At 68.5% G+C, this 13,661-nt stretch carries 14 protein-coding genes and 1 pseudogene; 5 read left to right on the forward strand and 10 right to left on the reverse strand.

Going from position 1 to position 13,661, the window contains the following annotated elements:
* Positions 1-142 precede the first annotated feature (142 nt).
* From RR928_RS05240 to cobA, 3 genes and pseudogenes are all read left to right on the forward strand, one after another.
* Positions 143-1,402: pseudogene (locus RR928_RS05240) on the forward strand (NAD(P)/FAD-dependent oxidoreductase); the annotation flags it as partial.
* Between the two features lie 27 nt (positions 1,403-1,429).
* On the forward strand, positions 1,430-4,276 hold the full coding sequence (locus tag RR928_RS05245) for a nitrate reductase (RefSeq protein WP_332539570.1): 2,847 nt from the start codon (positions 1,430-1,432) through the stop codon (positions 4,274-4,276).
* Positions 4,277-4,284: 8 nt separating this feature from the next.
* Entirely contained in the window at positions 4,285-5,091 is an 807-nt protein-coding gene (gene cobA / locus RR928_RS05250; RefSeq protein WP_332539571.1) for a uroporphyrinogen-III C-methyltransferase, read from the forward strand.
* Positions 5,092-5,198: 107 nt separating this feature from the next.
* Here cobA and RR928_RS05255 read toward each other — a convergent pair whose 3' ends face one another.
* The 4 genes from RR928_RS05255 to RR928_RS05270 form a co-directional block, all read right to left on the reverse strand.
* Positions 5,199-5,402 (reverse strand): hypothetical protein, encoded by a 204-nt coding sequence (locus tag RR928_RS05255; RefSeq protein WP_213300549.1) that lies wholly within the window; start codon positions 5,400-5,402, stop codon positions 5,199-5,201.
* 63 nt (positions 5,403-5,465) lie between these two features.
* Positions 5,466-6,419, reverse strand: a complete 954-nt coding sequence (locus tag RR928_RS05260; protein ID WP_332681684.1) for an alpha/beta hydrolase — start codon at positions 6,417-6,419, stop codon at positions 5,466-5,468.
* A gap of 2 nt (positions 6,420-6,421) precedes the next feature.
* Positions 6,422-7,306, reverse strand: a complete 885-nt coding sequence (locus RR928_RS05265; RefSeq protein WP_332539573.1) for an alpha/beta fold hydrolase — start codon at positions 7,304-7,306, stop codon at positions 6,422-6,424.
* 31 nt (positions 7,307-7,337) lie between these two features.
* On the reverse strand, positions 7,338-8,393 hold the full coding sequence (locus tag RR928_RS05270) for a sugar phosphate isomerase/epimerase family protein (protein ID WP_332539574.1): 1,056 nt from the start codon (positions 8,391-8,393) through the stop codon (positions 7,338-7,340).
* A gap of 146 nt (positions 8,394-8,539) precedes the next feature.
* Here RR928_RS05270 and RR928_RS05275 point away from each other — a divergent pair, with 146 nt between their 5' ends.
* Both RR928_RS05275 and RR928_RS05280 read left to right on the forward strand, forming a co-directional pair.
* On the forward strand, positions 8,540-9,151 hold the full coding sequence (locus RR928_RS05275) for a TetR/AcrR family transcriptional regulator (protein WP_332681686.1): 612 nt from the start codon (positions 8,540-8,542) through the stop codon (positions 9,149-9,151).
* Between the two features lie 74 nt (positions 9,152-9,225).
* Complete coding sequence (locus tag RR928_RS05280; protein ID WP_332547685.1) at positions 9,226-10,101, forward strand: alpha/beta fold hydrolase; 876 nt, start codon at positions 9,226-9,228, stop codon at positions 10,099-10,101.
* 12 nt (positions 10,102-10,113) lie between these two features.
* On the opposite strand, the gene RR928_RS05285 is transcribed toward RR928_RS05280, so the two are convergent.
* The 6 genes from RR928_RS05285 to RR928_RS05310 form a co-directional block, all read right to left on the reverse strand.
* Entirely contained in the window at positions 10,114-10,461 is a 348-nt protein-coding gene (locus RR928_RS05285; protein WP_332539578.1) for an AsnC family transcriptional regulator, read from the reverse strand.
* Positions 10,458-10,805, reverse strand: coding sequence for a GIY-YIG nuclease family protein (locus RR928_RS05290; RefSeq protein WP_332539580.1), 348 nt, complete (start codon positions 10,803-10,805; stop codon positions 10,458-10,460). Before RR928_RS05290 ends, RR928_RS05285 begins: the two co-directional genes overlap by 4 nt.
* Positions 10,806-10,921: 116 nt before the next feature.
* Positions 10,922-11,491 (reverse strand): DUF2239 family protein, encoded by a 570-nt coding sequence (locus tag RR928_RS05295; protein WP_332539581.1) that lies wholly within the window; start codon positions 11,489-11,491, stop codon positions 10,922-10,924.
* Between the two features lie 100 nt (positions 11,492-11,591).
* Positions 11,592-11,978: a copper-binding protein gene (locus RR928_RS05300; RefSeq protein WP_332539583.1), complete on the reverse strand. Its 387-nt coding sequence runs from the start codon at positions 11,976-11,978 to the stop codon at positions 11,592-11,594.
* 23 nt (positions 11,979-12,001) lie between these two features.
* The gene (locus RR928_RS05305) at positions 12,002-12,490 is read right to left on the reverse strand and encodes a DUF411 domain-containing protein (protein ID WP_332547686.1); all 489 of its coding nucleotides are present in this window, start codon (positions 12,488-12,490) and stop codon (positions 12,002-12,004) included.
* Between the two features lie 27 nt (positions 12,491-12,517).
* Positions 12,518-13,661, reverse strand: a 1,144-nt coding sequence (locus RR928_RS05310; protein ID WP_332681690.1) for a multicopper oxidase family protein, incomplete at its 5' end; no start/stop codon positions are given.

Raw genomic sequence — 13,661 nt, forward strand, 5'->3', positions numbered from 1 at the left:
AACCCTTGCGTGACCACTGAAGGTCACAACGGTTTCGGTCCGACGATGGGCCCAAACCCATGACAAAGGCGTCTTTCCCTGCAGCCGGGCGGCTCAGGGACAGACGCTTTTGCGCTTTCAGAACGGCCAAGGAAAGACCCTGATGAAAAAATCCAGATTGGTGATGATAGGCAACGGCATGGCGGGCGTGCGCTCTCTGGAAGAGTTGCTCAAGCTCGCGCCCGATCTGTATGACATCACGGTGTTCGGCAGCGAGCCCCACCCCAACTACAACCGCATCATGCTGTCGCCGCTGCTTGCGGGCGAACAGACGCTAGAACAGATCGTGCTCAACGACTGGAGCTGGTACACCGACAACGGCATCACGCTGCACGCGGGCTGGACCGTCACCAAGATAGACCGCCAGTCGCGCACCGTGCACGCGGTCAACGCCGCGGGCGAGCAGCTCAGCGCAGCCTACGACCGGCTGATCATGGCCACGGGCTCGCATGCCTTCATCCTGCCGGTTCCCGGCAGCCAGCTCGAAGGCGTGCTCGGCTACCGCGACATCGCGGATACCCAGGCCATGATCGATGCCGCCACGCAGTACCGGCATGCGGTGGTGATCGGCGGCGGCCTGCTGGGCCTGGAAGCCGCCAACGGCCTGATCAAGCGCGGCATGCAGGTCACCGTGGTGCATGTCAACGACTGGCTGCTCGAGCGCCAGCTCGACGAAGCCGCGTCGCAGCTGCTGCGCCAGTCGCTCAACGAGCGCGGCATGCAATTCCTGATGGGCGCGCAGACGCAGGAGCTGCTGGGCAACGCATGCGGCCGCGTGCGCGCCGTGCGTTTCAAGGACGGCAGCGAAGTGCCGGCCGATCTGGTGGTGATGGCCGTGGGCATACGCCCCAACACTTCGCTGGCCGAAGCCGCCTACCTGCAGGTCAACCGCGGCATCGTGGTGCACGACACGCTGCAGACCACGACCGACCCGCGCATCTACGCGGTGGGCGAATGCGCGGCCCACCGCGGCATTGCCTACGGCCTGGTCGCGCCGCTGTTCGAGCAGGGCAAGGTGCTGGCCAACCACCTCGCGGAAATGGGCATCAGCCGCTACCAGGGCTCGGTCACCTCGACCAAGCTCAAGGTCACGGGCATCAACCTGTTTTCGGCCGGCGACTTCAAGGGCACGGACCGCACCGAGGAAATCGTGCTCAGCGACCCGACCAGCGGCGTCTACAAGAAGCTGGTGATTGCCGACGACAAGCTGGTCGGCGCCTGCCTCTACGGCGACACCGTCGACGGCAGCTGGTACTTCAAGCTGCTGCGCGAAGGCTGCAGCATTGCCGAGATCCGCGACCGGCTGATGTTCGGCGAAATCCCTCCGGCCGACGGCAGCGCCGACGAGCAGACCAAGCCCGCCTGACCTCCCCACCATTCAAAGCTCCCCATGACCGCCTCCCCCGTCACGCAAACCCGCTCCACCTGCCCCTACTGCGGCGTGGGCTGCGGAGTGATCATCGAAGCCCGGGACGGACAGATCACCGGCGTCCAGGGTGATCCGCTGCACCCGGCGAACTTCGGCAAGCTGTGCACCAAGGGCAGCACGCTGCACCTCACGGCTTCGGCCGCGGTCACGCGCCAGACGCGGCTGCTGCAGCCGCTGCAGCGCCTGCAGCGCGGCGGCCCGGCCCTGCCCGTTTCCTGGGATGCGGCGCTGGCCACGGCCAGCGATCAGCTGGCGCGCATCATCAGCGCCCATGGCCCCGACGCCGTCGGCTTCTACCTCAGCGGCCAGCTGCTGACCGAGGACTATTACGCGTTCAACAAGCTGGTCAAGGGCCTGATAGGCAGCAACAACCTCGACACCAATTCACGCCTGTGCATGAGCAGCGCCGTCGCCGGCTACAAGGCGACGCTGGGCGCGGACGCGCCGCCGGCCTGCTACGAAGACCTGGAAAAGGCGCAATGCGTGTTCCTGGTCGGCAGCAACGCCGCCTGGGCCCACCCCATTTTGTTTCGCCGCCTCGAAGCCGCGAAAGCCGCGAACCCGGCGCTCAAGGTGATCGTTGCCGACCCGCGCCGCACCGATACCGCCAGCCTCGCCGACCTGTTCCTGCCTATCGCACCGGGCTCCGATGTGCTGCTGTTCCAGGGCATGCTGCAGCGGATGCTGGCCCGGGGCTGGGTGGACCGCGGCTATATCGCCGCCCACACCACGGGCTTTGGCGCGCTGGAAAGCCTGGTGGCGCAGGCCACGCCCGAACGCGTCGCGCGCGAATGCGGCATTGCCGAGCAGGACCTGCTGCAGGCCGCGCAATGGTTTGCGCAGTCGCCGGCGACGCTGAGCCTGTACTGCCAGGGCCTGAACCAGAGCAGCAGCGGCACGGCCAAGAATGCGGCGCTGATCAACCTGCACCTGGCCACGGGCCAGATCGGCAAGCCCGGCGCCGGCCCGCTGTCGCTCACCGGCCAGCCCAACGCCATGGGCGGGCGCGAAGTCGGCGGCATGGCCAATCTGCTCAGCGGCCACCGCGATCTCGCCAATGCCGCCCACCGCGCCGAAGTCGCGGCGCTGTGGGGCCTGGCCGATGTGCCGGCCCAGCCCGGCAAGACCGCGGTGGAGATGTTCGAAGCCGCGGCCGACGGCGAAATCAAGGCACTGTGGATTGCATGCACCAACCCCGCGCAAAGCATGCCCGACCAGCGCATGGTGCAGCGCGCGCTGGAACGCGCGGAACTCGTCGTGGTGCAGGAAGCCTTCACCACCACCGAGACCGCGCGCCACGCCCACCTGCTGCTGCCCGCCAGCACCTGGGGCGAGAAGCTGGGCACGGTCACCAACAGCGAACGCCGCATCTCGCGCGTGCGCGCCGCCGTGCCCGCCGCGGGCGCTGCGCGCCACGACTGGCAGATCGCCGTGCAGCTCGCCCACCGGCTCGAAGCGCGGCTGCGCCCCGGCCAGCCCACGCTGTTTCCCTACCCCGTCGAGCCGGCCGAAGCCGGCGCGCAGGCGCTGTGGGAAGAACACCGCGCCAGCACCGCGGGGCGCGATCTCGACATCACCGGCTTGTCGTGGGAGCGGCTGGAACAAGGTCCCGAGCAATGGCCCATGGCCGCGGGCGCGGCCCAGGGCCAGGCGCGGCTGTATGAAGACGGCGTGTTTCCCACGGCCGACGGCAAGGCGCGCTTTCATGCCGCGCCCTTCCAGCCGCTGGCCGAGCCGGTCGACGCCGAGTTTCCGTTCGCCCTGACCACCGGCCGGCTGCGCGACCAATGGCATGGCATGAGCCGCACCGGCACGCTGGGCCGGCTGTTCAGCCACGCGGCCGAGCCGCGCCTGCACATGCATCCGCAGGACATGGCGCAGCAGGGCCTGGGCGAAGGCGAACTGGTGCGGCTCACCAGCCGCCGCGGCACGCTGCTGGTCGCACTGCAAGCCGACACCCAGCTTGCGCCCACGCGCCTGTTCATGCCCATGCACTGGGGCAGCGAGTTTCTCAGCGGCCGCGCCGCCGACGGCCAGCGCCTGCTGGGCATCAACGCGCTCACCCAGCCGGCGTTCTGCCCCATGTCCAAGCAGCCCGAACTCAAGCACACGGCGGTGTCGATCAGCAAGGCCACGCTGCCCTGGTCGCTGCTGGCCATGGCCTGGCTGCCCGCAGAGCGCGTGCTTGAAGTGCGCCAGGCGCTGTCGGCGCTGATGGGGCAATTCGAGTTTGCGAGCTGCGTGCCGTTCAGCAACCAGGTGCCGCTGAGCGCGGCCGCGCAGACGCGCAGCGGTGTGCAGCTGCGCGCCTCGGCCCATGCGCCGCCGGCCGCCGAGGCGCTGCTGCGGATAGAACAGCTGCTGGGAATTGCCGGCGACCAGGTGATTCGCTACAGCGACCGCCGCCGCCAGCAAAGCCGCGCCCTGCAACTGCAGCGCGACGACCAGGGCACGCTGCGCCTTGAAGCCATGCTGCTCACGGGCGACACCAGCGCCGGCGCCTGGCTCACGCAGCTGCTGGCCCAGGAGCTGGACCCGCCCCAGCCCGCGCACCTGATGCTGACCCAGGGCGCGATGCCGCCCTCGGGCACCAAGGCCCGCAGCCCCCAGGTCTGCAGCTGCATGAACGTCACGCTCGACAGCATCGTGCAGACGCTGGGCCAATGCGCGGGCAGCGACGGCGAACGCCTGCTGCAGCTGCAGCAGCGCCTGGGCTGCGGCACGCAATGCGGCTCCTGCATTCCCGAACTCAAACGCCATGTGCAGACCACGGCCGTGGTCCGCTTCCACGCAACCACCCACGCCTGAGGCCCTCCATGACTATTTCCCAAGGCAATCACTCCCTCCCGATGGGCCGCTGCACGCTGGTGGGCGCGGGCCCGGGCGACCCCGACCTGCTGACGCTCAAGGCGCTCAAGGCCATCGAGGCGGCCAGCGTGCTGCTGGTCGACGACCTGGTCAGCGACGCCATTGTTGCCCTGGCCCCGGCCGGCGCGCGCGTGATTGCCGTCGGCAAGCGCGGCGGCTGCCAGAGCACGCCCCAGGCCTTCATTGAAAAGCTCATTCTGACCAGCGTGCTGGAAGGCGAGAACGTGGTGCGCCTCAAGGGCGGCGACCCGTTCATCTTCGGGCGCGGCGGCGAGGAAGCCGAGCACCTGCGCGCCGCAGGCGTGCATGTCGAGATCGTCAACGGCATCACCGCCGGCCTGGCCGGCATGACGCAGATCGGCGCGCCGCTGACCCACCGCGACCATGCGCACGGCGTGCTGTTCATCACCGGCCATACGCGCCCGGGAGCCCAGCCCATAGACTGGCCGCAGCTGGCCGCGACGGCGCATGCCGCGCGGCTCACGCTGGTGATCTACATGGGAATGAAAGGCGTGGCCGACATCGCCCAGGGCCTGCTGCAGGGCCTGCCGCCTGGCACGCCCGTGGCCGTGATACAGAACGCTTCCCAGCCACAGCAGCGCCATGCCATTGCACGCCTGGACGAACTTATTGCGGTCGTTGCCCAGGAAAAACTGGGCAGCCCCAGCGTGGTCGTTGTCGGCGAAGTCGTGCGCTGCGCGCAAAGCTTTGCGCAGTGGATGGACGGCGCGCAACTGCATCAGGCCAGGGCTTGATTGGCGCATCCTCGACCATCGGCGCCCTTCGATGGGCTTGCCGAGGCTCAGACCGAACGGCCATTCGCTCTTCCTGCTGAGCCTGGCCCCAGCCCCAAAAGGCTCTCTTACCGTTCCACAATCCCCAACTGCTCCAGCTGCGCCTCGAGCACCTTGCGCCGGCGCACGGCCTTGGCCGCGGTTTCGCTGGCCAGCTGGATGGCGCGCGGGCCCTTGGCCGCGACCACGCGCACCAGCTGCTCCTTTTGCTGCGCCTCGGCCGCCGCCTTGCGGTAACGGTTCAACAGATCATCATGGGCCGGATTGTTCATGCATACCTCGATTCTTTGAAACCGCCATTTTCGCGCCATTGACGGGCCTGCAAAGACAGCTTGCTAGCCCAATGCCCGCCGCACGGCCGTGCCGGCCGCATCGAACAGCCCGCGCGCTGCCGCAGCCGCTCCCAGCATATGGATGCATGCATGCACCATTCCGGGCACGCGCACGCATTCCACCGCTACGCCCTCGCCCTGCAGACGCCGGGCATAGGCTTCGGCCTCGTCGCGCAGCGGGTCGTACTCGCAGCTGATCACCGTCGCCGGCGGCAGGCCCGCGAGGCGGCCCGCATGCAGCGGCGACACCTGCTCCAGCCGCCCCTGCGCGGGATGCGCAAGATAGGCGGCGTAGCAAAATGCCATTGCCGCGCGCGTCAGGTAGTGGCCCTCGCCAAACCGGTCGAACGAAGCCGAGTCCATTGCGGCGTCGAGCGCGGGATACAGCAGCAGCTGGTGCGCAATCGCCGGCGGCCCGGCCGCGCCCCAGCCCTCTGCGTGGCGTGCCGCCAGGCAGGCGGCGGCCGCGAGATTGCCGCCTGCGCTGTCGCCGGCCACGCCTATGCGCCCAGGGTCCAGCCCCAGTGCCTGGGCCTGCGCGAAAGTCCAGGCCAGGGCATCGCAGAAGTCGTGCAGCGGCACCGGGAAGCGGTGCTCGGGCGCGAGCCGGTAGTCCACCGAGATCACCACCGCCCCGGTTGCCACCGCCAGCGCGCGGCAGGGGTTGTCGTACAGCGCCATGGAGCCCAGGCACCAGCCGCCGCCATGGGCGAACACCAGCGCCGGCTGGGGCCGGCCGCTTGCCGACGGCCAGTACACCCGCAGGCGCAGGGGAGCGCCGTCGCGCGCGCGCAGCGTGAAGTCGGCCGTGCGCGCGACGGCCTCGACCGGCCCGTGCAGGGCGCGCAGCCCGGCGTCGGTGGCCTGGCGCAACTGCGCCAGCGTGGGCGGTGTCGCGGGCTGGGGCAAACGCGCCTGCTCCGCGAGCAAGCGCGCGATGTCAGCGTCCAGACCCATGGTCACCGCGTCCTTTGCAGGAAAGGCAGCAGTGCGGCAATGAACGGCTCGGCGGCCTCCTCCATGATGAAGTGGCCGCAGTCCGGCACGATCACGCCCGACAGATCATCGGCATGGCCGCGCAGCGTCACCAGGGGCGCATCGCCGGTCGCGTGCTCGGCGCCTATGGCCAGCACCGGCATGGCGAGCGGGCGCTGCGCACGCTCGCGGTTCTGGCGCATGGTCTCGGGAATCGCGCGGTAGTAGGCGAAGCCGCCGCGCAGTCCGCCGGGCGCCGAATAGGCATCTACGTAGACGTCGACGGCCACGCGGTCGCGCCGCAGCGACCAGCGGTTGAACATGAACTCCAGGTAGGCGCGTTCGCGGCCCGCGATCAGCGTCTCGGGCAGGTCCGCCAGCTGGTTGAACATGAAATGCCACAGGAAGATGTTCTGCTCGGGCGGCGCGAAGATGCTGGGCTCGGGCGCCAGCCCCGGGATCACGGCTTCCGTCAGCGCCAGAGACTGCACGGCCTGGGGCTGGTCGCTGGCCAGCGCGTAGGCGACCCACATGCCCACGTCGTGGCCTACCACCTGGTAGCGCGCATGGCCCAGCGCCAGCATGCTGCGGTGCAGGGTCTGGGCGATGGTGCCGGTGTCGTAGCCGGTGTCGGGCCGGTCGGAAAACCCCGTCCCCGGCGGATCGACGGCAATTGCCTGAAAGCCCTGCGCGGCCAGCGCCTGCATCACATGGCGCCAGGCATACCAGGTCTGCGGCCAGCCCGGGATGAGCAGCACGGGCTGGCCCTGCCCGGCCGTGACGCAGTGGATGCGGCGGCCGTCGATGCGCACATAGTCGTGGGAAAAGTCGTCCTGGGTGGGTGCAGTAATCGAAGGAAATGCGTTCATTTTTGTGGTCCGAATCGGGATACGAGGAGGCTCAGGCGATGCCCAGCATGGCGTTGATCTGGCCCTGATTGACGGGCGCGCCGGCGAAGTCGTCGAAGATCCTGTCGGTCACGCGGATGATGTGGCGATGGATGAATTCCACGCCCTCGCGCGCGCCGTCCTCCTGGTCCTTGAGGCAGCATTCCCACTCCAGAGAAGCCCAGCCCTGGTAGTCGTACTGGGCGAACTTGGAGAAGATGGCCTTGAAGTCCACCTGCCCGTCACCCAGCGAACGGAAGCGTCCGGCCCGGTCCAGCCATGAGGAGTAGCCGCCGTAGATGCCCTGGCGCCCGCTGGGCAGGAACTCCGCATCCTTCACATGGAACATGCGGATGTGATCGCGGTAGATGTCGATGTAGTCGAGGTAGTTCAGCTGCTGCAGCACGAAGTGGCTGGGGTCGAACAGGATCTTGCAGCGCTCGTGCTGACCGACCAGTTCATGGAAGCGCTCGAAGCTCGTGCCGTCGTGCAGGTCCTCGCTGGGATGGATCTCGTAGCAGAGGTTCACGCCCTGCGCGTCGCAGGCGTCCAGGATGGGGCGCCAGCGGCGCGCGAGCTCCTCGAAGGCCGTCTCGATCAGCCCGGCCGGGCGTTGCGGGAACGGGAACAGGTAGGGCCAGACGAACGAGCCCGAGAACGTGCCCATTTCCGTCAGGCCCATGCGGCGCGAGGCGCTGGCCGAGTGCTTGAGCTGCTGCATCGCCCAGGCGGTTCGCGCCGCCGGATTGCCGCGCAGCGACTCGGGAGCGAAGCTGTCGCACATCGCGTCATAGGCGGGGTGCACGGCGACCAGCTGGCCGAACATGTGCGTGGTCAGCTCGCTGGCCACCAGGCCGTGCGAGGCCAGCATGCCGGTGATGTCGTCGCAATAGGTCTGGCTTTGCGCGGCTGTCGCCACGTCGAACAGCCGCTGGTCCCAGGCGGGAATCTGCAAGGCCTTGAAACCCACGCCAGCGGCCCAGCGTGCAATGTCCTCGAGCGAATTGAACGGAGCCTTGTCGTCGGCGAACTGCGCGAGATGAAGGCTGGGGCCCTTGATGGTCTGCATGTGTTTTTCCTTGATTCGATGTATTGTTTGTTGATCGACAAAGAATAGTATCACGCCTGCGCTGCTGCTTTTGCCAACCCGGCGCGCGACGGCGCCGATGGCACGCCGCTAAGATGCCGCACTGACTTTTGAAGAGGACAAGAAACATGGCCGGAAGACCCAGGGAATTTGACCGGGACCAGGCGCTGGAGCGCGCCATGCTGGCGTTCTGGCAGCGCGGCTACGAAGGCACGTCCATGGCGGACCTGGTCCAGGCGCTGGGCATTGCCTCGGCGCGCATCTATGCGGCCTTCGGCAGCAAGCAGGCGCTGTTCCGCGAGGCCGTACAGCGCTATGAGTCGGGCGCCGGCTGCTTCGCCGACAAGGCCCTGGCCGACGAGGCCCAGGTGCGCGAGTCGATCGCGCGCATGCTGACGGATGCGGCCACGGTCTATACCGAACCCGGCCAGCCCCAGGGCTGCATGGTCGTCATGGCGGCGATCAATTTCGCGCAGGAAAACGCGGAGGTGGCGGCCTGGCTGGCGGACCACCGCCGCCAGCGCACGCAGTCCATCATCGACCGACTGCAGCGCGCTCGGGACGAAGGCCAGCTGCGCCCGGCCACGGATGTGCAGGCGCTGGGCGACTTCTATGCCACGCAGCTGCACGGCATCTCGGTGCAGGCGCGCGACGGCGTAGCGCGGGCACGGCTGCTCGCGGCCTGCGAGGTTGCCATGGGGGCTCTGGACCAGGCCTTGAGCCCCGCCGCCCGGCCTTGAGCCGGCGCGGCCAGCGACGAGCCCCCGCATCAACCCCAACCAGGCCTGCCCTGCCGACATGCCAGAATCCGGCAATGAGCACTTCGACCTCCTCCTTTGTCTCCAACGTCGACGCCACCCGGGTCGCGACCTATACCTGGGCCGAGGTTGCCGGCCAGCCCATGGGCGTGGTGCAGATCGCGCACGGCCTCGCCGAACATGGCGAACGCTACGACCGGTTTGCCCGGGCGCTCAATGCCGCGGGCTTCGTGGTCCATGCGGTCGATCACAGAGGGCACGGGCGCAGCGCCGATGGGCGATTGGGCGATTTCGGCGCCGCGGGATTTGACGGCCTGATTGCCGACGTGGCGCAGTTCGGGGCGCAATTGCGGACCCAGCATGCCGGCCTGCCGCTGTTTCTGTTCGCGCACTCGATGGGCTCGTTTGCCGCGCAGGCGGCGATCATCGATCACGCTTCGACCTGGTCGGGCGTGGTGCTGTCCGGCACGACCGCGCTCGACATGCTGGTCGCCGCCATGGCCAATGCGCCTGCGGGTGCGCCGGCCGGGCTCGAAGCCTTCAACGCCGGCTTTGCGCAGCGCACGGGCTACGAATGGCTTTCGCGCGACGCCGCCGAAGTGGATGCCTATGTCGCCGATCCCTGGTGCGGCTGGGAAGTGCCGCAAGAAGTGATTGGCGCGCTGTTCGCACCCGCATCCCGGCTCGCCGATCCGGCGCAGCTGGCGCGCATCCGCGCCGACCTGCCCCTGCTGATCGCCTCGGGCGACGCCGATCCGCTTGCCGGCGGCGGCGCGCTGGTGCAGCTGCTGGCCAAGCGCTATCGCGATGCGGGCATCGCCGACGTGACGCTCAAGCTCTATCCTGCGGCGCGCCACGAGATCCTGAATGAAACCAACCGCGCCGAAGTGACGGCCGACATCGTCGCCTGGCTGCGCGCGCACGCGGCCTGAGCGAGGTTGCCGTCAGGGCCTGCAGGCGTTGGCTGCCGTCTGCCGCGCCTCGTGCAGCAGCTTGCGGCCTGGCGCGCGCAGCGTGACGCGGCGCCGGCCCTGGCCATCGGCGGCGCGCTCCACCAGGCCGGTCTTCTCCAGCGGCAGCAGGCGCAGCAGCAGTTGCGAGGCCGGCGTGCACATGGTGCGCGCGAGCTGCGTCGCGGGCGCGGCGCCGCCGGCCGCCTCCAGCACCGTCAGCAGCACGAAGTCGGCCCATGACAGCCCGTGGTGGGTGCCGAGTTCGTTGTCGAGCACGAACACCCGGCCCGCGTGCGCGAGGTGTCGGTCCACGCAGGCTTGCAGCGCAAGTTCGCTCATGGCTTGAGGCCTTCGAGTTCGCGGCAGGTCTGCTCCAGCGCCTTGAGCTCGCCCGCGTAGTCGAATTCCGCGTCCTCGCGTTCCTTCACCAGTTCGAGCACCTCGAAGCTGAGCGCATCCGCGCCGGCGCGGCTCCAGGCGGCTTGCAGCACACGGTCCGCATACTTGCCCATGCGCATTTCAAAACGCGCGCGATTGAGCGCGGCGTGCACGTTGCGGCTCGCGCCCAGCAGCCGGTGGCCGCTGGCGCGGTCGCGTATGGCATAGACGCCCATGGGCGGGAAGGCGTCGCGCGCCTGGCGCGCGGCCGCGCGCCGCGCCGCCTGGTTGACGGAAGATTCCATCTTTTTCTCCTGGTGAGGGTGGTGCCGCGTGCCTTGAACGCCACGGGCGTGCGTGTGCCCGCAGCGCTGCGACAGCCGGCCACGCGCTGTGGGCAAAGAATCGGAAAATGCCGGGCTCAGCCGGCTGCGGGTTCAGCGAGCTGCAGCACGTAGGTCCGAACGTCTTCGGGCCAGGCGGCCATCTGCGCCGCCAGCCGCTCAGGGTCGCCAGCGAACAGCGCCCGCGACGCTTCCTCGAAGCCCGCGAGGTCGCCGGCCAGCGTCGACATGGCATGGTAGGCACGGTCGCGCGCGCGGCGCGTGAGGTCTTGCTGGCCGCCTTTGCGCCGCGCTTCGTGCACCAGCTTGCGCAAGGCGACCGAGGCGCCACCGGGCTGGGCCGCGAGCCAGTCCCAGTGTTCGGGCAGCAGCGTGACTTCGCGCGCCACCACGCCGAGCTTGGGACGACCTCGGCCCTTGGAGACGGAGACAGCCGCGGCCACGGCATAGCGCGCCGCCACGGCTTGCTCGCCGCCGCGCAGGTCCAGGTCCGCGGACTGCCCCGTGGCATCGCTGAAGACCAGCGGATGATCGTGCTGCGTCAGCTGGGCGCGCAGCACGGCCACGGCGACTTCGGGCAACAGGCCGCTGGCAAGGCGCTGCCCGTTCAGGAAAGCGGTGTAGGTGGGTGGCGTAACTTGGTCCATGCAGGAATTTTACCCGGGTGAAATAAACGAGTCAATAACACCCGGGTAAAAATACCAGCAGCAGCGACGATGGCCTGGCGCCTGCCGCTGCGCGCTTCGATCAACGCGGCGGCGCGGCCGATTCGATATGCGTGATCACCAGCGCCCCGTTGACCCTCTCCACGCGAAAGCGCACCTTGTCGCCGGACTGCAGCGCAGCGGCCTGGGCCGGATCCTGCACGGCAAACACCATGGTCATCGGCGCCATGCCCAGGTTGACGATCTCGGCATGGCGTATGGTCAGCTTGCCGGTGCGCGCGTCGCGGCGCGTGATTTCGCCTTCGGTCAGCGCCGCGTGCCCAGCGGCAGCAGGCGCCGCATCGTGGGCGTTATGGCCTGCATGACCGGGCTGGTCGTGGTTCTGAGCCATGGCCTGGCTGCAGACGAGCGTCAGGCCCAGCACGGCCAGCGCAGCCCCGCGCAGGGATGGGAAAAATGGGATCAGCATGCTCGGTTTCCTTCACTCGCAGTTCAAGAACGGTGGCTGGTGAACACCTGGGTGCTGACTTCGCTGCCCATCAGATTCCGGGTCACAAGCAGCACGTCGTACGGGTCCTTGCGGCCGCCGTATTCCGGGCCGTCCATGCCGGGGCTGCCCACAGGCATGCCGGGAACGGCCAGGCCCAGTGCCTTGGGCTTTTCCTTGAGCAGGCGGCGCACATCGGCCGCAGGCACATGGCCTTCGAGCAGATAGCCGCCCACCAGCGCCGTGTGGCACGAGCCCAGGCGCTGCGGCAATCCCAGCTTGGCGCGCACGGCGTTGTTGCCGGTATCGTGCACGGTGACGGCAAAGCCGGCTTTCTCCATCAGCACGACCCAGTCCTTGCAGCAGCCGCAGTTCGGGTCCTTCCAGACTTCCATGGGGGTTCTGGCGCCAGCGGCCAGCGCGGGCAGACAGGCCGTGGCGGCAAGCGATGCCAGCAGCGCCAGCGAATGGCGGCGATTGGGGTGAAGTGTCATGGTTTTCTCCTGGTTCAAAGCAAGGTATCAATGGTGTTCATGGCCCGTGCCGGGCTTGCGCACGCTGGGTGCACCCGGCGCACTGCCTGGCAGGGTCTGGCGCGGCGCGGCCGCATCGAGCGGCGCTCCGGTCCATTCATAGGCCACGCTGCCCCTGGGCTGGGCAAACCAGCCCGGGTCCGCATAGTCGTGGGCGCCCAGACCGGGGCGCACCTTGAGCGTGGTGAACATTCCGCCCATCTCGAGCGGCCCGAACGGGCCGTTGCCGCTCATCATCGGAAAGGTGTTGTCGGGCAGGGGCATCTGCATGGCGCCCATGTCGCCCATGCCGCGCTCGCCCATCAGCATGTAGTCGGGCACGATCTTCTGTATCCTGCCCACCAGTCCGCGGTGATCGACACCAATCATGGTGGGCACGTCATGTCCCATCGCGCCCATGGTGTGATGGCTCTTGTGGCAGTGAAAGGCCCAGTCGCCGGGCTCGTCGGCAATCAGTTCCACCTGGCGCATCTGGCCCACGGCCACGTCGGTGGTCACCTCGGGCCAGCGCGCCGAGCGCGGCACGGGCCCGCCGTCGGTGCCGGTGACTTCGAACTCGTGGCCGTGCACATGGATGGGATGGTTGGTCATGGTCAGATTGCCCACGCGTATACGCACCCTGTCGCCCTGGCGCGCGACCAGCGGCGTGATCGCGGGAAAGGCCCGGCTGTTGAAGGTCCAGATGTTGAAGTCCGTCATCTCGTTGACGCGCGGCGTCATCGCCCCGGGCTCCACGGCATAGGCCGACAGCAGGAATGCATAGTCGCGCTGCACATCGGCAATCAAGGGGTGGCGCGCCTTGGGGTGGGTGATCCACAGGCCCATCATGCCCATCGCCATCTGCACCATCTCGTCCGAGTGCGGGTGGTACATGAAGGTGCCGGGCCGGCGTGCCTCGAACTCGTAGACATAGGTCTTGCCCGGTGGAATATGCGGCTGGTTCAGCCCGCCCACGCCGTCCATGCCGTTGGGCAGGCGCTGGCCATGCCAATGGATGGTGGTGTGCTCGGGCAGGCGGTTGGTGACGAAGATGCGCACCCTGTCGCCCTCCACCACTTCGATGGTCGGCCCCGGGCTCTGGCCGTTGTAGCCCCACATGTTGACGAAAAAGCCGGGCGCCACTTCGCGCACC

This window comes from Comamonas sp. (assembly GCF_036666375.1).
GTDB lineage: Bacteria > Pseudomonadota > Gammaproteobacteria > Burkholderiales > Burkholderiaceae_C > Comamonas.